Annotated in this window: 22 protein-coding genes and 1 other RNA gene; 4 read left to right on the forward strand and 19 right to left on the reverse strand. The window is 66.1% G+C overall.

The features are described 5' to 3' along the window. From tolQ to ybgC, 5 genes are all read right to left on the reverse strand, one after another. Positions 1–711, reverse strand: a complete 711-nt coding sequence (gene tolQ, locus BMZ97_RS08865; RefSeq protein WP_092168855.1) for a protein TolQ — start codon at positions 709–711, stop codon at positions 1–3. 454 nt (positions 712–1165) lie between these two features. Next, positions 1166–1606, reverse strand: coding sequence for a DUF2852 domain-containing protein (locus BMZ97_RS08870; protein ID WP_092167566.1), 441 nt, complete (start codon positions 1604–1606; stop codon positions 1166–1168). A 130-nt stretch (positions 1607–1736) separates the two neighbouring features. Then, complete coding sequence (locus BMZ97_RS08875; protein ID WP_092167567.1) at positions 1737–1979, reverse strand: hypothetical protein; 243 nt, start codon at positions 1977–1979, stop codon at positions 1737–1739. Continuing rightward, positions 1976–2629, reverse strand: coding sequence for a TetR/AcrR family transcriptional regulator (locus BMZ97_RS08880; RefSeq protein WP_092167569.1), 654 nt, complete (start codon positions 2627–2629; stop codon positions 1976–1978). The genes BMZ97_RS08875 and BMZ97_RS08880 overlap by 4 nt, the downstream gene beginning before the upstream one ends. 43 nt (positions 2630–2672) lie before the next feature. Then, on the reverse strand, positions 2673–3083 hold the full coding sequence (gene ybgC, locus BMZ97_RS08885; RefSeq protein WP_092168858.1) for a tol-pal system-associated acyl-CoA thioesterase: 411 nt from the start codon (positions 3081–3083) through the stop codon (positions 2673–2675). A 307-nt stretch (positions 3084–3390) separates the two neighbouring features. On the opposite strand from ybgC, the gene BMZ97_RS08890 reads away from it, so the two are divergent. Next, positions 3391–5382, forward strand: coding sequence for a glycosyltransferase family 2 protein (locus BMZ97_RS08890; protein ID WP_092167571.1), 1992 nt, complete (start codon positions 3391–3393; stop codon positions 5380–5382). Positions 5383–5576: 194 nt separating this feature from the next. Here the strand turns inward: BMZ97_RS08890 and BMZ97_RS08895 are convergent, their stop codons facing one another. Genes BMZ97_RS08895 through ruvC form a run of 5 tightly spaced genes read right to left on the reverse strand, consistent with a single transcriptional unit; the run spans position 5577 to position 8834 of the window. Beyond that, on the reverse strand, positions 5577–6125 hold the full coding sequence (locus BMZ97_RS08895; RefSeq protein WP_092167572.1) for a DUF3828 domain-containing protein: 549 nt from the start codon (positions 6123–6125) through the stop codon (positions 5577–5579). Further along, complete coding sequence (ruvB, locus tag BMZ97_RS08900; protein WP_092168862.1) at positions 6125–7147, reverse strand: Holliday junction branch migration DNA helicase RuvB; 1023 nt, start codon at positions 7145–7147, stop codon at positions 6125–6127. The genes BMZ97_RS08895 and ruvB overlap by 1 nt, the downstream gene beginning before the upstream one ends. Before the next feature lie 26 nt (positions 7148–7173). Further along, complete coding sequence (locus tag BMZ97_RS08905) at positions 7174–7662, reverse strand: GNAT family N-acetyltransferase (protein WP_092167574.1); 489 nt, start codon at positions 7660–7662, stop codon at positions 7174–7176. Further along, a complete protein-coding gene (gene ruvA, locus BMZ97_RS08910) occupies positions 7659–8276 on the reverse strand; it encodes a Holliday junction branch migration protein RuvA (RefSeq protein ID WP_092167576.1) in 618 nt (205 codons plus the stop codon). Before ruvA ends, BMZ97_RS08905 begins: the two co-directional genes overlap by 4 nt. A 42-nt stretch (positions 8277–8318) precedes the next feature. Beyond that, complete coding sequence (gene ruvC, locus BMZ97_RS08915) at positions 8319–8834, reverse strand: crossover junction endodeoxyribonuclease RuvC (RefSeq protein ID WP_092167577.1); 516 nt, start codon at positions 8832–8834, stop codon at positions 8319–8321. A 157-nt stretch (positions 8835–8991) separates the two neighbouring features. On the opposite strand from ruvC, the gene BMZ97_RS08920 reads away from it, so the two are divergent. Next, entirely contained in the window at positions 8992–9771 is a 780-nt protein-coding gene (locus BMZ97_RS08920) for a sulfite exporter TauE/SafE family protein (RefSeq protein WP_092167579.1), read from the forward strand. 135 nt (positions 9772–9906) lie between these two features. Here the strand turns inward: BMZ97_RS08920 and BMZ97_RS08925 are convergent, their stop codons facing one another. Continuing rightward, the gene (locus BMZ97_RS08925) at positions 9907–10656 is read right to left on the reverse strand and encodes a YebC/PmpR family DNA-binding transcriptional regulator (protein ID WP_092167581.1); all 750 of its coding nucleotides are present in this window, start codon (positions 10654–10656) and stop codon (positions 9907–9909) included. A 254-nt stretch (positions 10657–10910) separates the two neighbouring features. Between BMZ97_RS08925 and BMZ97_RS08930 the strand changes: the two genes are divergently transcribed. Beyond that, positions 10911–12290: a globin-coupled sensor protein gene (locus BMZ97_RS08930; RefSeq protein ID WP_175525486.1), complete on the forward strand. Its 1380-nt coding sequence runs from the start codon at positions 10911–10913 to the stop codon at positions 12288–12290. Between the two features lie 15 nt (positions 12291–12305). On the opposite strand, the gene BMZ97_RS08935 is transcribed toward BMZ97_RS08930, so the two are convergent. The 8 genes from BMZ97_RS08935 to BMZ97_RS08970 form a co-directional block, all read right to left on the reverse strand. Then, complete coding sequence (locus BMZ97_RS08935; protein ID WP_092167584.1) at positions 12306–13133, reverse strand: TIGR00282 family metallophosphoesterase; 828 nt, start codon at positions 13131–13133, stop codon at positions 12306–12308. A gap of 57 nt (positions 13134–13190) precedes the next feature. Further along, positions 13191–13769, reverse strand: a complete 579-nt coding sequence (locus BMZ97_RS08940; RefSeq protein ID WP_092167586.1) for a 5-formyltetrahydrofolate cyclo-ligase — start codon at positions 13767–13769, stop codon at positions 13191–13193. Positions 13770–13777: 8 nt separating this feature from the next. Continuing rightward, positions 13778–13934, reverse strand: a non-coding RNA gene (ssrS, locus tag BMZ97_RS08945) — 6S RNA. 116 nt (positions 13935–14050) lie between these two features. Then, positions 14051–15247, reverse strand: a complete 1197-nt coding sequence (locus tag BMZ97_RS08950; protein WP_092167588.1) for an MFS transporter — start codon at positions 15245–15247, stop codon at positions 14051–14053. Between the two features lie 47 nt (positions 15248–15294). After that, on the reverse strand, positions 15295–15852 hold the full coding sequence (locus tag BMZ97_RS08955) for a TetR/AcrR family transcriptional regulator (RefSeq protein WP_348272104.1): 558 nt from the start codon (positions 15850–15852) through the stop codon (positions 15295–15297). 144 nt (positions 15853–15996) lie between these two features. Beyond that, positions 15997–16518 (reverse strand): YcxB family protein, encoded by a 522-nt coding sequence (locus BMZ97_RS08960; protein WP_092167591.1) that lies wholly within the window; start codon positions 16516–16518, stop codon positions 15997–15999. 54 nt (positions 16519–16572) lie between these two features. Further along, complete coding sequence (locus tag BMZ97_RS08965) at positions 16573–16941, reverse strand: cell division protein ZapA (protein ID WP_092167592.1); 369 nt, start codon at positions 16939–16941, stop codon at positions 16573–16575. A 12-nt stretch (positions 16942–16953) separates the two neighbouring features. Further along, complete coding sequence (locus BMZ97_RS08970) at positions 16954–17253, reverse strand: DUF4164 family protein (protein ID WP_244546312.1); 300 nt, start codon at positions 17251–17253, stop codon at positions 16954–16956. A gap of 325 nt (positions 17254–17578) precedes the next feature. On the opposite strand from BMZ97_RS08970, the gene tkt reads away from it, so the two are divergent. Further along, positions 17579–19576, forward strand: a complete 1998-nt coding sequence (gene tkt / locus BMZ97_RS08975) for a transketolase (RefSeq protein ID WP_092167594.1) — start codon at positions 17579–17581, stop codon at positions 19574–19576. The last annotated feature ends 1 nt before the right edge of the window (position 19577 follow it).

Genomic DNA, 19577 nt, shown 5'->3' on the forward strand with positions numbered 1-19577 from the left:
CTACGCCGCCAGCCGCTCGTCGATCTGCCGCGACAGGATCGCGGAGAACTCATCGGCGAAGGCCTCCAGCCGATTCTGCGCCTTGGCGACCTCGGCCTGGAGCTTGTTATAGGCCATCAGTGCCGGAATCGCGGCGAACAGGCCGATCGCGGTGGCAAACAGCGCCTCGGCGATGCCGGGCGCCACCACGGCAAGCGACGAATTCTTCGAAACGGCGATGGCGGTGAAGGAATGCATGATGCCCCAGACCGTACCAAACAGGCCGATGAAGGGCGCCGAGGAGGCGATGGTCGAGAGCACGAGCAGCTTCGATTCGAGCCGCTCGGTCTCGCGCTGGATGGTGACGTCGAGCACCTTGTCGATGCGCTGCGACAGGCTGGCGACCGAGCGCCCGCCATTCTCGAAGGAGCGCTTCCACTCCCGCATCGCCGCGACGAAGACGGCGGCCATGTCGTTGGCCGGCTTGCTGGAGAGGTCGCGGTAGAGCTCCTCGAGCGAACGGCCTGACCAGAACCCCTCCTCGAAGGCGTCCATGTCCTTGCGCGTGCGGCGATAGAGCAGCGATTTGTCGATAATGATCGACCAGCACCAGATCGAGGCGCCGATCAATCCGGACATCACCAGCTTGACGACGATATGAGCGTGCCAGAACAGCGTCCAGAACGACATGTCGATCTGCGGCGCGGCCTGCGCGACATCGGCGGGGTTCATCCTGTCATCCTTCTGCATTAGCGAGTGCGCCGGATTTCCCGACGCAACCCCGCCGCACGCGTCGCGAGAGACCCCACGCCGCCGCCCGATCCGCGATCCGGGGAACTGCCGGTGCCGTCAATCGCTTGAAAATCCGGCGAAAGATGGGCCGAAACGGGGTTTCCTGCGAAACGCATGCTCGGGATCGAGTTAAGCCTCCAGCAAGGTTAATGCCCGGTATACGCGCCATGCGGCCAGCGCAGGCCTGATCAGGCCGCAAACGAAAACGCCCGCCCCGGTTGTCCGGGGCGGGCGAGATTGCAACGACAGGTCGTTATGCGTCTAAAGCGTCAGAGCCGGATGATTTCAGCTGGGATCACAGGGTGATCCCAGCTGAAATCTGAATCCGTCTCTCGCCTAAGAGTTAGAGCAGGATCTATGCGAAAAACCGGTTCCCACTTTTTCGCACCCTGCTCTAGCCAGCGGTGGGAGGAGTAGGCTCTCCGCCGCGCCGGTCAGCCATGAACTGGTCGAACTCGGCCTTGTCCCGGGCCATGCGCAGCCGTCCCAGGAAGTCGTGGAATTCGCGCTGCTCATCCTCGAGACGGCGCAGCGTCTCCTGGCGATACTCGTCGAAGGCGCGGTTGCCGCTCGACGGGCCGCGATGCCAGCCGCCGCCACCAAAACCACTACCCTCACCGCCCATGCGGCTACGCAGGCGGTCCATCTTCTCCTGGAGACGGCTCATCCGATATTCCTGACGGCCGGCCCCGGCATATCCGCATCCCATGCGACCACTCCCTATCGTAAAGGCCAGGGTCGCCAGACCCAGAGGCCACCAAACCATGAAGCCCAGGACCGTGAACGCGATCCAGGCCCCTCTCCCAAACTCGTCCAGCTTCGCGACGATCGGCATTGTTCCCTCACCGTGAAAGGAGTGAATGTAAATCACATTTACATAAATGGATGCGACCGGGACTTTTGTCAAGGTCGCTCGGACGGACGTCCCCTAGCCAGATCTCGAAGGCGGAGGCAGCCGAGGCTGCTCATCCATCGGACGGCATCAAGGCAAGCTCGCTACGGCGCCAATTTGCCAAGTTACCGCACAATTTGACGCTTCCAGCCTCGATCAACACACCGATACGGGCCTCGACCCTATCGAGGAATGATGGATCCGAAGCATGAAACCGCTCTCCAACGAGAACCATGATCCGGGCGGTCTTAAGAGAATTTGGCTCTAATTCGGAGAGGATCGCTTCGTCGATCTGTGTGTCCGTTACCTCGGTCATGGGCTCGGATCCTTGAGTGAGCCCAGTCCCAGCCCTTGCAGATAAATCAGCATGCCGGCTTCGAGCAGCTCGGCCGCCGACATCGGCAAGGGCCGCCGGCCGCCATCGGCCCGGCCGAACAGCGCAGCCACGCCATGCGACATCGCCCAGACATGCAGCGCCATCATCAGCGCCGGCGGACGCTTCGCCGCCGGCAGCAAGGCGATCAGCGCCTCCGACGCGGCGCGCAGGCCCTGGAAAGCGCGATCCGCCGCGCTGCGCAGTTCGGGGCTTGCATCGAGCGGCACCCCGGCCTCGAACATCGCCGAGTAATAGGCCGGTTCGTCATGGGCGAAGGCAAGATAGGCGCGCCCGAGCCGGTGGAACGCCGTCTCGGGATCCGGCCTGCCCTGGTCCCAGGCGCGCGACAGCGCCGCCTCGAACACCAGGAAGCCGCGCGCCGCGACATCGGCCAGCAGCGCGTCCTTGTCACGGTAATGCCGATAGGGCGCGGCTGGGCTGACGCCGGCAAGCCGCGCGGCCTCGGCGAAGGTGAAGCCGTTGGGCCCCTTCTCCCCGATCAGCCCGAGCGCGGCGCGCACGAGCTCTTCCTTGAGATTGCCGTGATGATAGCCGCGTGGCGGATCGGGGGTGGTGCGCTTCCAGCTCATGTATCGAGCGCTAACATGGCGCCAGGCCAGCGTCGACCACACATTACGCGTCGTCCGTCCCACCCTCGAGTCTGCGTCTGAGTCCGTCCGGAATCCGCCGCGCCCGCCCGCCGCCGACGCAGGCGACCAGGACCTGGGCCGTGACCAGGACCTCCTCGCCGCGCAGCACCCGCTGCTCGACATCCATCGTCGCCCCGCGCGCCGCGACCGAGCGTGTCTCCACCGTCAAAAGATCGTCCATCACCGCCGGCCTGATGAACTCGATCGCCATCTTGCGCACGGCGAAGCCGAGCGCGGTGCCGCCATCGAACAATTCGCGCTGCGCGATGCCTAGCGACCGGATCAATTCGGTGCGCCCGCGCTCCATGAAGCGCAGATAGGAGGCGTGGTAGACGACGCCGGAAAAATCGGTGTCCTCGTAATAGACGCGGACGGAAAGCCGGTGGACGGTCACGATCAAATACTCTGCTGAGCGAAGGCGCCGCATGCGGAAATGGCGAGCCTCGGCGATGGGTGCACCGGCCCTCTAGAGCCAGATGATGTCAGATGGAATCACAAAGTGATCCCATCTGACATCTGAATCCGTCTCTCATCCCAAGAGTGAGAGCAAGGTCCGGCACGGCCCCGAGCCTGAAACAATCCGGCAACGCCAGGCGACATTTCCGTCGATCAACTGCCCAAGAAGCGCCACGCCACGGCAGCGGCATCCGCAGCGACAACGGTTGCCGGGCAGTTCCGTCCGGACGCAGCACGAGGCGCGGATGGCTCTGCATCAGACAGTCTACAAGATAGCCGACAGCACATGGTGGCAGCGTAAGGGCTCCTATGCGCGCACAGCGACACGGTTGTGCTTTTGGCTGGCGACCCCGCACCGGATGTCCCGGCGTCTGGAATTGGCCCGGCAGCGCTACTCGAGCGGCGGCTGGCCGGCAGTGGGCGACCTGCTAGCGGCCCCCTTCGCGCCTCCGGCCCAGCGGCGGCCGGGCGGCTCTTCCTACAGCAAATGGATTGCGTCCTACGACACATTGAGCGCCGCCGACCGGTCTGCGATCCGCCGCCATATCGCGGCAATGCCGCGCCGCCCGCTGATTTCGGTGGTGGTTCCGGCCTATCAGACGCCTGCACGCGTCCTGCGCGAAACGATCGAGTCGGTCCGGGGCCAGGTCTATCCGCATTGGGAGCTTTGCATCGCCGACGACGCATCGCCCTCCAGCCAGGTCACCGACATCCTGCGCGAGCAAGCCGCGCTGGACTCGCGCATTCGCTGGATTCGACGCGAGACAAACGGCGGCATCGCGGAGGCGACCAATAGTGCGCTCGCGCTCGCAACGGGCGAATTCGTCGCCCTGCTCGACCATGACGACCTCCTGGCGGAACGGGCTCTCTATGAAATCGCCGCCGAGCTGGAGCGGCATCCCGGGACCGATCTCCTCTTTTCCGACGAGGACAAGGTCGATGAGGCGGGCCGGCGCAGCGAGCCCTATTTCAAGCCGGAATACAGTTACGATCTGTTGCTGGGCCAGAACCTGATCAACCATCTCGCGGTCTACCGCAGGGCCTTGCTCGAGCGGGTCGGCGGACTCGATCCATCCCTGGACGGCAGCCAGGACTACGATCTCGCCTTGCGCGCGATCGAAGCGATCGATCCAAGCCGCATCAGGCATATTCCGTTCGTTCTGTATCACTGGCGGCAGGAATCCGGCGGCAGTTCTTTCTCGCAGCGGCGCCTGGAAGCCTGCCTGCGCAATGCCCGCATGGCCGTGAGGCGGCATCTCGACCGCATGGGGCACAGCGCTGCCAAGGTCTCGGAAGCGCCGCTCGCCAGGATATGGAACCGCGTCGAATGGCCGGTTCCCGATCCCGCGCCCCTCGTCACGGTCATCGTGCCGACGCGTGATCGCGCCGCACTTCTGCGCAGCTGCATGGAGGGGCTATTGCAGAAGACGGCCTATCCCGCGCTCGAGATCATCGTCGTCGACAATGGCAGCGTCGAGGACGATGCGCTGGCTCTCCTGGACACCCTCGAGCAGGACGAAAGCGTGCGCATCCTGCGCATCGACGGGGAGTTCAACTACTCCGCCCTGAACAATGTCGCCGTCCGCCAGGCGCGGGGCGATATCCTGCTCCTGCTCAACAACGACATCGAGGTCATCGCCGATGACTGGCTCAACGAGCTCGTCAGCCTCGCGGTCCGGCCCGATATCGGCGCTGTCGGCGCAAAGCTCCTCTACGGCAGCGGAAAGATCCAGCATGCCGGGGTCAGGCTCGGCGCCGGCTCATTCGACGGCGGCCCGGGCATCGCCGGCCATATCGGCCTGTTCCGCAGCGCCACGGATCCCGGCTATTTCGGCCATCTCGGCCTGACCCGGGACGTCGGCGCCGTCACAGGGGCCTGCCTGGCGATTCGCCGCGAGGTCTACGAGGCTGTCGGAGGCCTGGACGACACCAGGCTCAAGGTCGCCTTCAACGACGTCGACCTGTGCATGAAGGTCCGCCAGCACGGCCTGCGCGTCGTCTGGACGCCCAATGCCGTACTCTACCATCTCGAATCGGCTTCGCGTCCCTCTGACGACAGGCCGGACACCCGCGACCGCTTCCACCGCGAATGCCGCTTCATGCAGGCGTCCTGGCGCGGCGAGCTGCTGAACGATCCGTTCTACAGCCCCAATTTCGACAATGCCGCCGAGGATTTCGCGCTCGCATGGCCGCCGCGACAGCGGACGTCCTGGGAGCGATGGCGCAATCTCAGATGAGGAGGCAAGCCCACCGACGCCCCTGCCTCGAAGGAAGCAGGCCTACGGCATATATCTGCCCGGAGCCTGCGATCGACAGCTCGGGTTAGGAGCGAGAGCATTTCCGCGCATCTCCGAAACGCGAAAATGCTCTAGCTTCTTGTTTTATCGCATTGTCTTCACGCGAACCGGTGCCCACTTCGCTCGAAAATGCTCTACCGCTTGCAGGGCTTTTTCATGAAGGAGCCGCAGTCATAGGGCTGCGAAAGCTGGCTGCGGACCGTGTAGTCCTTGCCCTCCATCCGGTTGACGATGTCGTCGATGCGCCAGCGCCCATCCTCCAGCTTCATCCGGAAGGTGACGCGCACCGGGCCGAAGCTGATGAAGTCGGCGAAGACCGTAGCGCTCGCGACCGAGCGCTCGGCGACGGTGACGCGCAGTTGCTTGACCTCGCCATCCTGCCCGCTGATGAAGGGATCAGAGCCGATATTGCCCTGATCTCCGCTCTCTTTCATGAATTGCTCGTCACGCGCGAACAGCGCCGAGAGCTCCTTGGTCATCAATCGCTGCCGGTGCGGCGGCCGGAAGGGCGGCTGGGCGACCTTGCCGGCCTCGATGTCGGCAAGCTCGCGGATCGTGATCGCATAGGCCTCGCGGACCGTGGCTTCGGGTGAGGTTTCAGCCGCATAGGCCGCCCCTGGCCCGACAGCCGGCAGCAGCGTCAACGCCATCGCCAGCCGAGCAAACCTAATCGTCGACAGCATCACTCCTCCTCGCCATCCCCGAACAGCCCGAACTGCGCCGTCTCGCGCGCCGGCTCCGGCATGCCGAGATGCCGGAATGCATGCGGCGTCAGAAGCCTGCCGCGCGGGGTGCGCTGGATAAAGCCCTGCTGCAGCAGGAACGGCTCGATGATCTCCTCGATCGCATCGCGCGGCTCCGAAAGCGAGGCGGCGATCGTCTCGATCCCGACCGGGCCGCCGCCGAAATTGATCGCGACCATGGTGAGGTAGCGCCGGTCCATCTGGTCTAGGCCGATCGCATCGACATCGAGCAGATGCAGCGCCTTGTCGGCGACCGAGCGCGTGACGATGGCGTCTCCGTCGACGATGGCGAAGTCGCGCACACGCCTGAGCAGACGCCCGGCGATGCGCGGAGTGCCGCGGGAACGCTTGGCGATCTCATTGGCGCCGTCATCGGACATCGGCACGCCGAGCACGCGGGCGCCACGCGCGACGATGCCCTGCAATTCCTCGACCGTGTAGAACTGGAGGCGGATCGGGATGCCGAAGCGGTCGCGCAGCGGCGTGGTCAACAGGCCGGCCCGGGTGGTCGCGCCGACCAGGGTGAATTTGGGCAGGTCGATCTTGACCGAGCGCGCGGCCGGCCCCTCGCCGATGATCAGATCGAGCTGATAATCCTCCATCGCCGGATAGAGGATTTCCTCGACCGCCGGGCTGAGTCGGTGGATCTCGTCGATGAAGAGCACGTCGCGCTCCTCGAGATTGGTGAGCTGCGCCGCGAGATCGCCGGCCTTGGCGATGACAGGCCCCGAGGTCGAGCGGAAATTGACGCCGAGCTCGCGCGCCACGATCTGCGCCAGCGTGGTCTTCCCCAGCCCTGGCGGCCCGACGAAGAGGACGTGGTCGAGCGCATCGCCGCGCGACTTGGCGGCGTTGATGAAGACCTGGAGATTGGCCCGCGCCGCCGCCTGGCCGGTGAAATCGGCAAGCGAGAGCGGCCGCAGCGAGCTCTCGCTGTCGTCGTCGCGGCGGTCGGCTGTCATCAGGCCGGGACGGCGCGGCGCATCGCTCACAATTCAATCTCCAATTCGAGCGCGTCGCGCACGGGCAGGCCCTGATAGCCCGTCTTGATGATCGTCGGGATCACCGAGCGATAGGCGTCGATCGCCTCGACATAAAGCCCCGAGAAGCGAAAGCCGCATTTCTGGTAGAAGGCGAGGCCGGGCATGTTGTCATTGGTCAGCATCGCCCGCAGCTTGACCGCCCCCTTGGCCTTGGCCGCGGCCTTGACCGCGTCGAGAAGCTGAATCGCCGCGCCTTGCGCCGGAGCGACGGAGTGCAACGCACAGAGCAGTGCGACGTCGCCGCGCATGGTCCAGCTCGCATAGGCCATCGCCTCGCCATCCGGCGCGAAGACACCGAGCAGATCGAGCTCGGCGCAATCATAGACATGCAGGCCGATCATCATGCTGCGCGAGCCCCAGCTCGCCATCATCAGCGCCAGGAACGCGCTCTTGTCCTCGACGTCGCGGATGATGCCGGCGCCGGGTGCGCTCACTTCGCCAATTCCTTCAGCCCGAGTTTGATGAGCTGCGCCGTGCCGGCCCCCTCGCCCGCCGCCCGCGACGCCGCCGCCACGGCCGCCACGGCCTGCGCCTGCGGGTAGCCGAGATTGGACAGCGCCGAGACCGCATCCGCCACCGGCTGCGGCAGTTTCCTGTCCTCCAGCGCACCAGCGAGCTGCGCCACACCGGGATCGATATGGCCGAAGGCCGGGGCCTTGTCCTTGAGCTCGGCGCAGATGCGCTGGGCGAGCTTGGGCCCGACGCCGGAGGCGCGCGCCACGGCCGCCTTGTCGTTGGTGGCGATCGCGGTCGCCAGCGCGCCAGGCTCCAGGATCGACAGGATCGCAAGCGCGACCTTGGCGCCGACGCCCTGCACCATCTGCATCAACCGGAACCAGTCGCGCTCATTGTCGGACAGGAAACCGTAGAGCCGGATCGCATCCTCGCGCACATGCGTCTCGATCGAGAGCGCCGCCGCCTCGCCGGGCTTGGGCAGGCGCTGCAGGGTCTTCGACGAGCATTGCACGACATAGCCGACGCCCTGCACGTCGAGGATGACGAAATCCTCACCATAGGAATCGATCAGGCCCTTGAGCTTACCGATCATCGAAGGCCTCGCCGCTTAGAGCTGGATACAAGCTGTAGCGCCTCACGCGGAAGCCCGCATCTGCGCGACCAGGGTCCGCATGCCGCGATGCTGGGCATGACAAATCGCGACCGCCAGCGCATCGGCCGCATCCGCGGATTTCGTCTCCGCCTTGGGCAGCAACACGCGGATCATCATCTGGACCTGCTTCTTGTCGGCATGGCCGACGCCGACCACCGTCTTCTTGACGAGGTTGGCCGCATATTCCGCCACGTCCAACCCCGCCAACGCCGGCACGACCAGGGCGATACCGCGTGCCTGGCCGAGCTTCAGCGCCGATTGCGGGTCGCGGTTGACGAAGGTCTCCTCGACCGCGACTTCGTCGGGCGTCCAGGTCGCGATCACGCGGCTGATGCCCTCATGCAATTGCCGCAGCCTTTCGCCCAGCGAAAGCGTGCCGTCGCTCTCGACGCAGCCGCAGGCGATGAAGCTGAGCTTGCTGCCTTCCGAAACGACGATGCCCCAGCCAGTCTTCCGGAGACCGGGGTCGAGACCAAGAATGCGAATCGGAGCTGCCATGTGAAGTTGAGCCTAAACCGTGGACACCCTTTGTTCCATCTCCGTCCTAACGATCGATGACCGGCGCGCATCGATCGCATCACAAGGAAAGGGTTGCCCGCAGCCGGAGATCCATGTTGGTGCGAAGAGAACTTTCTTCTCCTCTCGCGCTGTGCAGATGAACGACCTCCTGAACGCGCTCCTTCCCGGCATTTCGACTTCCGGACTGGCGATCCTGCTGGCGGCCACCGCCCTCGGCGGAATCGTGCGCGGCTTCACCGGCTTCGGCTTCGCCATGGTCTTCATGCCGCTGGCGAGCATCGTGCTCGGGCCGGTCGCGGCGTTGGGGCTGATCTGGTTCATCGACCTGCCCTATGCGCTGCCGCTGGCGGCACGCAGCGCCAAGAACGCCGAATGGCGCGAGGTGTTGCCGCTGCTCGCCACCGCGACGCTGGCGCTGCCGGCCGGCATCTGGCTCCTGATCTGGCTCGATCGCGAGACCATGCGCTGGATCCTGGCCGGGCTCGTGCTCACCGCCGTCGCGCTGATGGCCTCCGGCTGGCGCTATCACGGCCGGCCGGGCATCCCGCTTTCGCTCGGCGTCGGTGTATTGTCGGGGTTGTTCAACGGCATGGCGAGCATCGGCGGCATGCCGCTCGCGGTGTTCTGGCTGGGCGCGCAGCGCAATGACAAGCATAAGACGCGCGCCAATCTGCAAACCTTCTTCGGCATATCGACACTGATCGGCGGCACGATCCTGTGGCTGAACGGCATCCTGACGACCGGGGCCGCGCTGATGGCGCTGCCGCTCTGCGCCGTCTATGGCGTGGGTCTCTGGGCCGGCACGCATGGCTTCAGGCTGGCCTCGGACGCCGCCTTCCACCGCATCGCCTATCTCGTCATTTTCCTGAGCGCGCTGGTCAGCCTGCCGGTATGGGACGGGTTGATCGGGCGCTGAGCCGCGCCCGTCATGCTCGCCCTTGTGGCGAGCATCCACGTCTTGGCCACTGCACTCGGCAGATGAAGGCGTGGATGGTCGGGACAAGCCCGACCATGACGCGAAGGCATCACCCGAAAATGACGGCGTAGCCCCTCAAGCCATGCCGAGCTTGGCCATCACCTCGTCGGCGATCTCGAAATTGGCGAAGACGTTCTGGACGTCGTCGTCATTGTCGAGCGCTTCCATCAAACGCATCATCGAGGCGGCCTTTTCCTCGTCGAGCGGAGCCGTCGTCGTCGGCCGCCAGACCGGCTTGGCCGAAGCCGGCGCGCCCAGCGCCGCCTCCAGCGCCTTCGAGACCTCGTTCAACGCATCGAAAGCGCACAGGATAGTGTGGCCGCTCTCGTCGGTGATGACATCGTCGGCCCCAGCCTCGATCGCCGCCTCCATGAGCTTGTCGGCATCGCCCGCCTCAACAGGATAGCTGATCTCGCCGACGCGGTTGAACATGAACGAGACGGAGTTGCTCTCGCCCATCGCCCCGCCCGATTTGGTGAAATAGGAGCGGACGGCGGATGCGGTGCGGTTGCGATTGTCGGTCAGCGCCTCGACGATGACGGCAGCGCCGCCCGGCCCGTAGCCCTCGTAGCGGACCTCGTCATAGTTATCGCCCTCACCGCCGGCCGCCTTGTTGATGGCGCGCTGGATATTGTCCTTGGGCATGTTCTCGGCGCGCGCGGCCAGCACGGCCATGCGCAGGCGCGGGTTCATGTTCGGATCGGGCATGCCCATCTTGGCGGCGACTGTGATTTCGCGGCCCAGCTTCGAGAACAGCTTGGCGCGCACGGCGTCCTGCTTGCCCTTGCGGTGCATGATGTTCTTGAACTGGGAATGGCCGGCCATGGCAATTCAGCCTCTGCTGTCACGTCTGCGCACATCGCCTAGCCCGTCTTTCGGCGGCCATGGCGGGAGACCGGCCTTATAAGCGCCGGCTTCGGCGACAGGCAAGCCACAGGACAAGAGCCACCGCAACGGCCCCAGCGAGCCGCAATTGCGCATGATCGTCCCGACCGGGCGGTTCTGTTAAGTCAATATTTGCCATGAGCTTCCAGAGTCGACCGCGTGCCGATGAGCGGCGCGCCAAGAATCCGGACTTCATGACGACTCTTTCCAGCAACCCGATCGCCAGCAATCCGATCGCCGAACAGGAGACGCGCTTCCGCGCCTTCCAGATCGAACCGTTCGACCTCAAGCTGCTGCGCCAGCAATCAGAGTTCGCAAGGACGCGGCTGCCCACGCTGCTGGAGGAGCTGCACCCCCAGTTCGAGCCCTGGCCCGAAACCGCGCAGGCACTGCGCCTGCCCGAAGTGCATGCGCTGCGCCTCGCCCACTGGATCAAGCTGGCTTCGGGCGAACTCGGCGACGGCTTCATGGAATCGGCGCATCGTCTCGCCGGCGCCTTTCATGATCACGGCGTCCCCGCCTATGCGGTCGTCATCTGCCACGCCATCGTCTCGAACCGGATCGGAGCCGAACTGGGCCTCGACCGCGACGCGCTGCGGGCGATGAACGGCTTCTGGCGCCGCAAGGAATTCCGCCGCCGCATCGCGCTGCGCGCCGCGCTCAACAAGGCCGCCCAGCTCGATCTTGAGCTGCTGCTGGAAACCTATGCCGAAGTGCAACGCCAGAGCGGCGAGCGCGTCAGTGCCGAATTCGCCGCCTTCGGGGTCACCGTGCGCGAGGTCGTCGGTGCGGTGAATTCCGGCGCCGGCACCGTCGAGGCCATGGCCAAGACCATGAACGGCGTGGTCCAGGACACCGGCACCCAGGCGATCGTCGCCTCGCAGGCCTCCGACGCGGCCTCGACCAATGTCCACAGCGTCGCGGGCGCGGCCGAGGAATTGTCGATCTCCCTCGATCAGGTCGCGATCGAAGTGTCGCGCGCCGCCACCATGGCCCATGACGCCAACGCCGCCGCGCTCGAGACCGACATCATCGTCAAGAGCCTGGCGCATTCGGCGCAGACCATCGGCTCCATCGTCGAGATGATCCGCACCATCGCCGCCCAAACCAACATGCTGGCGCTGAACGCCACGATCGAGGCCGCCCGCGCCGGCGAGGCCGGGCGCGGCTTCGCGGTCGTTGCAACCGAGGTGAAGCAGCTCTCCGCCCGCACGGCGCAGGCGACCGACGAGATCGCAGCCCAGGTGCCCTCGATGCAGATGGCGACCCATGAAGCCGTCGCCGCGATCGAGCGCATCGTCTCCTTCGTCCGGCAGATGGACCAGACCACGGCCACTGTCGCCAGCGGCATCGAGGAACAGCGCGCCGCGACGCAGGAGATCGCCCGCAGCGTCAATCTCGCCGCCCAGAGCACCGAAGAGGTGGCGCAAAGCGTCAGCGGCGTCAGCCTGATGGCGCAGGAGGCCGGCAACAGCGTCGGCGACGTGCTCAACCTCGCCGGCACATTGGCCGCCAAGGCCGCCTCGCTTGCCGATGCCTTCGATCACCTGATGCAGCGCAATCGCGCCGCCTGAGGCGGGCCCCCGCGGTCAGGCGCGCTCCCAGCCGACAGGCACCGCCTCGCTCAGATGCGGGCCCAGCCGGACTGGCCAGACCGCCTTCGCCAGCCCTGTCGCATCGTCGATCTCGACGGCGACGCCAGACAGCGTGCCCTCGCCCGTGGCGGGTTCGAGCCGCGCGCCGGGCGTCTTCTGCAGGAAACGCCGGATCGGCTCGTCCTTCTGCATGCCGAGCACCGAATCATAGTCGCCACACATGCCGGCATCGGACTGGAAGGCGGTGCCGCCAGGCAGCACGCGCGTATCGGCGGTCGGCGCATGGGTGTGGGTGCCGACGACGAGGCTCGCACGGCCATCAAGGAAATAGCCCATCGCCTGCTTCTCGCTCGTCGCCTCCGCATGGAAGTCGACGATCACCGCATCCGCGACCTCGCCCAGTGGGCAGGCCGAAATCTCCCGCGCCACAGCGGCGAAGGGATCGTCGAGGGCATCCATGAAGATGCGCCCCATCGCATTGACGACGAGCACCCGCGCGCCATTGGCAGCTTCGATCACGGTGGCGCCGCGCCCCGGCGTACCCGTCGGGTAGTTCGCGGGCCGCACCAGCCGGTCCTGCCGCTCGATGAAGACGAGCGCCTCGCGCTGATCCCAGGAATGATTGCCGAGCGTGACCGCGTCCGCACCCGCCGCGAGCAGTTCGTCGCAGATCGCCTCGGTGATACCAAAGCCGCCCGCCGCGTTCTCGCCGTTGATCACGACGCAGTCGAGGCTCCAGCGCTGGCGCAGGGCCGGCAGACGCTCCTGCACCGCGACCCGCCCGGGACGGCCGACGATATCGCCGAGGAAGAGAAAACGCATGGGATGAGAACTCGGATGGCTGCGAGGCGTCCTCCGTCGCGCGAATGCGCGGCAGAATCAACCGCAGCGTATCGCTTCCCGTTCGGTCACCACCCAGTCGAGCCTGCGATCATGCGGTTCGTCCGGCACCGCCTCGATCTCCTGCACGGCATAGGCGATGCCGATGCTCGTGACCGGACCGAGTTCGGTCAACGCCCGGTCGTAATAGCCTTTGCCATAGCCAATGCGGAAACCGCGTCGGTCGAAGGCGGCGAGCGGAACCAGCAGGATCCTCGGCTTGACCTCGGTTTGGCTCGGTTCGGGAACAAGCGTCCCGAAACCGCCCGGCACGATCGGCTCCCATGGCGCCCAACGCCGGAACCGCATGGCGCCCGAGACGATGGCGGGCAGGCAGAGCGGCATGCCCTGCGCGTGCAGCGCCTCCAGGATCGGGCGCGGATCGGCCTCCGAGCGCATCGGCCAATAGGCCGAGACCGGACCATCTCCCGACAGGTCCGACAGCGCCAGCGCCCGCTCGGCAATTACCGGGTCCCATTCGAGCCGATCGTCGATCTCCAGCGCGTCGCGGCGCGCCAGGGCGGCCTCGCGCAGGGCGGCTTTCCTGTGGGCGGCGCTGTCGGAGAGTACGTTGGTCATGATGGAAGTACGGAGCCACCTTGGCCGTGGAGATTTCGATCCCGGGACACCTACTAAAGTAGGTGGGCGCCGTGTGTCCGGGTCCAGGGACCCGGTCAGGGACAGCTCCCTAGGGAGTCGTATGGGCCCGGGAATACAGTTCTCGCACGCACCAGGCAGCCCCGCATCCGCAATGTAAGATGCGCGCCGGCAAAGCGCCAGTGGGCATCTCGGCCGGAGCGCGTTTCAGTTCGGATGTCCACAGTCGGGAGAAGCACGCCAGGGATGGCGCTCCGCAAGCTCTACTCCGTCGCGAAATAGACCAGCGCCGCGACCGGGAGCGCAAAGCCGATCCAGGAAGCGAGCGGCCAGCCGCCCTGCGCGAAGGCCCAGCCGCCAAGCGCCGAGCCAATCGCGCCGCCGGCGAAGAAGGTCGCCATATAAAGCCCGTTAAGGCGGCTGCGATGCTCGGCTCCGAGCGCGAAGATCGCACGCTGTCCCAGCACCAGATTGGTCGAAACGCCGAAATCGAGCAGGATCGCCGCCGCCACCAGCAGCCCGAGCGCCCAGGTCGAGCCCGCCTCGCCGAGATGGGTCATCGCGAAAGCGACCGCGACGGAAAGCATGGCGAAGATGCTGGCCGGCTTCGTCCAGCCACGATCGGCGAGCCGCCCCGCAATCGGCGAGGCGACGGCGCCCGCCACGCCCGCCAGTGCGAACAAGGCGATGCCGGTCTGCGAGAGCTGGAACACCGGCCCCGCCAGCAGCAGCGGCGTCGTGGTCCAGAACAGGCTGAAGGCGGCGAACAGGCAGGCCTGATAGAGCGCGCGCCGTTGCAGGATCGGCGTCGTCACCGCCAGATGGCCCATGGAGGCCAGCAGCTCGCCATAGCGGAGCTTCGCCACCGGCACGCGGCGCGGCAGGGTCCGCCAGAGGAGCAGGCCGAGCGCGACCATCGCACCGGCTGAGAGGAAGAACACCATATGCCATGAGGACAATCCGGCGATGAAGCTGGAGGCCGGGCGCGCCAGCATGATGCCGAGCATCAGCCCGCTCATGACATTGCCGACGACACGACCGCGCACGGCCTCGGGCGCCATATGCGCGGCATAGGGCACAAGCACTTGCACCGCGACGGAGCCGAGGCCGATGAACAGCGCCGCGACGAAGAAGGGCAAGGCCCCGGTCGACAGCGCCGCGCCGAGCAGACCGAGCGTCGCGATCCCCATCATGGTGAGAGCGAGGCGGCGATTTTCAATCAGATCGCCCAGTGGCACGATCAGCAGCAGGCCCAGCCCATAGCCGATCTGCGTCAGGGTAACGATCAGCCCCGTCGCTTGCGCGGACAGGCCCAGCGCCGCGCTGATCGGGCCGGCCAGAGGCTGAGCATAATAGATGTTGGCGGCGATCAACCCGCAGGCCATCGCCAGGACGAAGGTGATCCAGGGGGAAACCGCACCTTCGTCAGGCGGGTTGTCGGCGGTCGCAGCGATAGCCATAGGCAACTCCGGAATAGAGAATAATTGTTTCCTAAATCGTCGAAAAATCAGGCGAGCGCCTTCATCGCGACCTCAACCACGGCCGCCATCTCGTCGCGGCTGCGGCCGGTCTTGCCGACCACGCGCATGCCCTGGAGAAGGCAGAGCATCAGCCGGGCGGTCGCCGCACTGTCGAGATCGGCTGGGATCGAGCCATCCGCCTGCCCCTGCTGGATCAGCCCGGTCAGCAGCGCCTCGTTCCTGTCGAGGCTCGCCGCGACCCGCTGCGCCACCTCGTCATCGAAGATCGCAAGCTCCGCCGCACTGCCGACGACCAGGCAGCCCTGCCGCCCTTCGGCGCCATGCGACGCCTCGGCATAGAAGGCCAGGGCCTTGCGAATACGCTCGCGCCCCGTCCCGCCGGCGCCGATGGCGTCCTGCAGCTTTTCTGCGCGCACAGCCTTGTTGCGGTCGAAAGCCGCCAGGAATACCGCCCGCTTGTCCTTGAAGGCCTTGTAGACGCTGCCCTGGGCCAGTTGCATGGCCTCGGTCAGGTCGCCGATCGAGGTGGCGTGATAGCCACGCTCGCAGAAAACCCGCACGGCCTTGTCGAGCGCGTCATTCATATCGAATTCGCGCGGCCGGCCGCGGCTGCGCGAAACGGATATCGATGCGGATGATGGGGCGATAGTGGCCATGCTCCATTTATAGGAAACGATCGTTTCCGAATCAAGGCCGATCTCGAGAAGCCGCCTCCCCGGCCTCGCCCCCTATCCAGCCACCCGATCGGCACATCCCCCCAGGTCGGCCTGTTGCTCCGCCGACAGGGCGCGTTTTGGTACCATCTGGAACAGGCGTGGCGCCTGATAGAACAGGAACATCTCGGCATTATCGGCCCGCTTGAGATAGTGATCCCAGGGCGTCAGCCACGCGCCGCCATCATTCGTCACCTTCAGCCCCGCTTCCGACCATGACCAGGTGAGCGGCTGCTGGAGCGATTTCTGCTTCCGGAAATTCTTCCGGGCCATGCCGGGCGCGATCAGGAAATAGCTCAGGAACGGCATCAGCAGCAGCCAGAGCGCGAAGAGGTGAATGACGCCGGCGAAAGGCCAGAACGACCAGCCGCCGACATAGTCGGAAACGATGAAAAACACGTAGAACAGCACACCCGCAGCGGTCATGGCGAGCCGTAAGTGGCCCCGGTAGACGTTCAGAACATGCAGCTTGTTTGCCGCCACATAGTCGTCCGCCGTCAGGGTCAAGTCCACTGAGCGGTTCATGTCAGCCGTCATTCGGGAACTCCCGGCGGCTTCGCAGGCAGCCGCGGACACATGATCGAAAGTCCATCAGCCGACAGGCGCCGGGACCAGGCTGCGTGCCACCCCCTCGATGCGCTCGGCCGCCGCCATCAGCGCCTCGGCTGCGCGGTCCTCGACCTCGTTCAAGCGGTGATCGGCGGCGCCGGCATCGCCTTGCACGGCGGCCAATTGCATCTCCATCGCGGCGACCTTCTGCCTGAGCTCGGAGACCTCGTCGGCAACCATCAGCGCCGCCATCACATGCAGGCGCATATCGCCGATCTCGCCGAAAGCCTGGCGCATCTCGTCGATCTTGCCGTCATAGAGCCGGGCCAGCCCCTCCAGATGCGGCTCCTCGCCCTCCCCGCAGGCCATCCGATAGGCCTTCCCGGCGATGGTGACGTTGACTTGCGGCATGGTTGCCCCCGCTCAATGATCCAGATGAGGCATCTCGGCCTGTGCACGCGTGATCACCGCGCCGATGACGTTCATCGCCCGCTCCAGCCGCTGATCGACATCGGTGGCAGCACTCTCGACCTCGCCGAGCCGCGAGACGGCGCCGTCGAGCTCGGCGGCGAGCCGGGCGCGGTCGTCCTGCATCAGGGTCAGTTCCGTCTCGAGATTGGCGCGCCCGCGTTCCGCCTCGATACGGCGGCGGGCGGCGGCTTCAAGCTGTCCCAACGCGCCGTCGAGGCGCGCGAGCGCATTCTCCAGCATCAGGCTCGCCACCGTCTTTCCTCCTCCAGAACGAAGCCGGCTCACTCGATTCGCGACACTAGCGCATCTGCGGGCGAAACGTGAATCGCAAGCCCGGCCAGGAGCCGCCCGATCCCAAGGGCTTGCGCGCAGTTGCTCAGCCGCCGTCTCGGGCCCGGCCTTGCCCCTCGCATGGCGGAAACGCCTGAGGAGCGAATTGACTCAGGTCGACCCGGCAGCCTAATCGAGCCCGGTCGGCAATCGGCCGAGACCATACATAGCGACCGCCGTCGCCCCGTCTCTGGAACGGGAGCCGGCCGCGGCCTTGCCCCATCCGCCGGCGGGAGCCTGAAATACCATGACATCGATCGACCGGAGCCAGCACGACAAGCTCGCCAACGCCATTCGCTCCCTCGCCATGGATGGCGTCGAGCAGGCGAAATCGGGCCATCCCGGCCTGCCGATGGGCGCCGCCGATGTCGCGACCGTCTTGTTCACCCGCGTCATGAATTATGACGCAGCCAACCCGCACTGGCCCGACCGCGACCGCTTCGTGCTCTCGGCCGGCCATGGCTCGATGCTGCTCTATGCCCTGCTCTATCTCACCGGCGTGCCGGGCATGGAGCTCGACGATCTCAAGAAATTCCGCCAGCTCGACTCCAAGACCCCGGGCCACCCCGAGAACTTCATGACGCTCGGCGTCGAGACCACCACCGGCCCGCTCGGCCAGGGTCTCGCCACCGCCGTCGGCATGGCCATGGCCGAGCGCATGCTCGCGGCCGAATTCGGCAAGAAGGTCGTCGACCACCACACCTATGTGCTCGCCTCCGACGGCGACCTGATGGAGGGCATCAGCCACGAGGCCATCGCGCTCGCCGGCCACCACAAGCTGAACAAGCTGATCGTGATGTGGGACGATAACGGCATCTCGATCGACGGCCCGCTGACGATCTCCGACTCAGTCGACCAGGTCGCGCGCTTCAAGGCCTGCGGCTGGCGGTCCGAGCGCGTCGACGGACACGACCCCGAGGCGATCGAGGCCGCGATCCGTCGCGCCCAGAAGTCGAACAAGCCGACCATGATCGCCTGCAAGACCGTGATCGGCTTCGGCGCGCCCAAGAAGGCCGGCACCTCCAAGGCGCATGGCGAACCGCTCGGCGCGGAAGAGCTTGCCGCTGCCAAGAAGGCGCTCGGCATCACCGGCGGCCCCTTCGAGGTCCCCGCCGATGTGCTCAAGGCCTGGCGCGGCTTCGGCGCCGCAGGCAGCACCGCCCACAAGGCATGGAAGGAGCGCTTCGCCGCGCTCTCTGAGCGCAAGCGCGCCGAGTTCGAGCGTCGTCTCGCCCACAAGGTCCCCGCCAAGCTCGACAAGGTGATCCTCGCCCATAAGAAGGCGCTGATCGCCAGCCCCGTCACCATCGCGACGCGCAAGGCCTCCGAGCTCGCGCTCGACGTCATCGAGCCGGTGATGCCCGAACTGGTCATGGGCTCGGCCGATCTGACGCCTTCGAACAACACTCGGGCCAAGGGCGCCGAGGACTTCACGATCAAGACGCCCAAGGGCCGCTATGTCCGCTATGGCATCCGCGAGCACGCAATGGCCGCCGCTATGAACGGCATCACGCTGCATGGCGGCTTCCGCACCGGCGGCGGCACCTTCCTCGTCTTCGCCGACTATGCCCGCCCCTCTATGCGGCTCGCCGCGCTGATGGGCCTGCCGGTCGTCTATGTCATGACCCATGACTCGATCGGCCTGGGCGAGGACGGCCCGACCCATCAGCCGGTCGAGCAGATCGCCTCGCTGCGCTGCATGCCCAATATGCATGTCTTCCGCCCGGCCGATGCGATCGAGACCGCCGAAGCCTGGCAGTTCGCGCTGGAGAACACCAAGGGGCCGACCGTGCTCGCCCTCTCCCGCCAGAATCTCGCCCAGCTGCGCACCGATGCGACCGCAACCAACCGCTCGGCCAAGGGCGGCTACGAGCTGCTCGCAGCCGAGGGCGGCAAGGCCCAGGTCTCGCTCTTCGCGTCAGGCTCCGAACTCGAGATCGCGGTCGCGGCGCGCAAGCTGCTTGCCGAGAAGGGCGTGCGCGCCCGCGTCGTCTCCGTGCCCTCGCTCGAGCTGCTGCTGGCCCAGGACGAGGCCACCCAGAGCGCCGTCATCGGCTCCGCGCCGATCAAGATCGCGATCGAGGCCGGCGTCCGTTTCGGCTGGGATGCCGTGATCGGCCATGATGGCGGCTTCATCGGCATGCATTCTTTCGGAGCCAGCGGCCCCTATAAGGAGGTCTACAAGCATTTCGGCATTACGCCTGAGGCAGTGGTCGAAGCCGCAATGGAGCGCCATAACGCCTGAC

This window comes from Allobosea sp. OK403 (assembly GCF_900113835.1).
GTDB lineage: Bacteria > Pseudomonadota > Alphaproteobacteria > Rhizobiales > Beijerinckiaceae > Allobosea.

Bases quoted from the DNA above. Each gene is read 5' to 3' on its own strand.
- tolQ (WP_092168855.1), bottom strand. From the start codon at position 711: ATGAACCCCGCCGATGTCGCGCAGGCCGCGCCGCAGATCGACATGTCG.
- BMZ97_RS08870 (WP_092167566.1), bottom strand. From the start codon at position 1,606: ATGCCGATCGTCGCGAAGCTGGACGAGTTTGGGAGAGGGGCCTGGATC.
- BMZ97_RS08875 (WP_092167567.1), bottom strand. From the start codon at position 1,979: ATGACCGAGGTAACGGACACACAGATCGACGAAGCGATCCTCTCCGAA.
- BMZ97_RS08880 (WP_092167569.1), bottom strand. From the start codon at position 2,629: ATGAGCTGGAAGCGCACCACCCCCGATCCGCCACGCGGCTATCATCAC.
- BMZ97_RS08890 (WP_092167571.1), top strand. From the start codon at position 3,391: ATGGCTCTGCATCAGACAGTCTACAAGATAGCCGACAGCACATGGTGG.
- BMZ97_RS08895 (WP_092167572.1), bottom strand. From the start codon at position 6,125: ATGCTGTCGACGATTAGGTTTGCTCGGCTGGCGATGGCGTTGACGCTG.
- ruvB (WP_092168862.1), bottom strand. From the start codon at position 7,147: ATGACAGCCGACCGCCGCGACGACGACAGCGAGAGCTCGCTGCGGCCG.
- ruvA (WP_092167576.1), bottom strand. From the start codon at position 8,276: ATGATCGGTAAGCTCAAGGGCCTGATCGATTCCTATGGTGAGGATTTC.
- ruvC (WP_092167577.1), bottom strand. From the start codon at position 8,834: ATGGCAGCTCCGATTCGCATTCTTGGTCTCGACCCCGGTCTCCGGAAG.
- BMZ97_RS08920 (WP_092167579.1), top strand. From the start codon at position 8,992: ATGAACGACCTCCTGAACGCGCTCCTTCCCGGCATTTCGACTTCCGGA.
- BMZ97_RS08925 (WP_092167581.1), bottom strand. From the start codon at position 10,656: ATGGCCGGCCATTCCCAGTTCAAGAACATCATGCACCGCAAGGGCAAG.
- BMZ97_RS08930 (WP_175525486.1), top strand. From the start codon at position 10,911: ATGACGACTCTTTCCAGCAACCCGATCGCCAGCAATCCGATCGCCGAA.
- BMZ97_RS08935 (WP_092167584.1), bottom strand. From the start codon at position 13,133: ATGCGTTTTCTCTTCCTCGGCGATATCGTCGGCCGTCCCGGGCGGGTC.
- BMZ97_RS08940 (WP_092167586.1), bottom strand. From the start codon at position 13,769: ATGACCAACGTACTCTCCGACAGCGCCGCCCACAGGAAAGCCGCCCTG.
- BMZ97_RS08950 (WP_092167588.1), bottom strand. From the start codon at position 15,247: ATGGCTATCGCTGCGACCGCCGACAACCCGCCTGACGAAGGTGCGGTT.
- BMZ97_RS08955 (WP_348272104.1), bottom strand. From the start codon at position 15,852: ATGAATGACGCGCTCGACAAGGCCGTGCGGGTTTTCTGCGAGCGTGGC.
- BMZ97_RS08960 (WP_092167591.1), bottom strand. From the start codon at position 16,518: ATGACGGCTGACATGAACCGCTCAGTGGACTTGACCCTGACGGCGGAC.
- BMZ97_RS08965 (WP_092167592.1), bottom strand. From the start codon at position 16,941: ATGCCGCAAGTCAACGTCACCATCGCCGGGAAGGCCTATCGGATGGCC.
- tkt (WP_092167594.1), top strand. From the start codon at position 17,579: ATGACATCGATCGACCGGAGCCAGCACGACAAGCTCGCCAACGCCATT.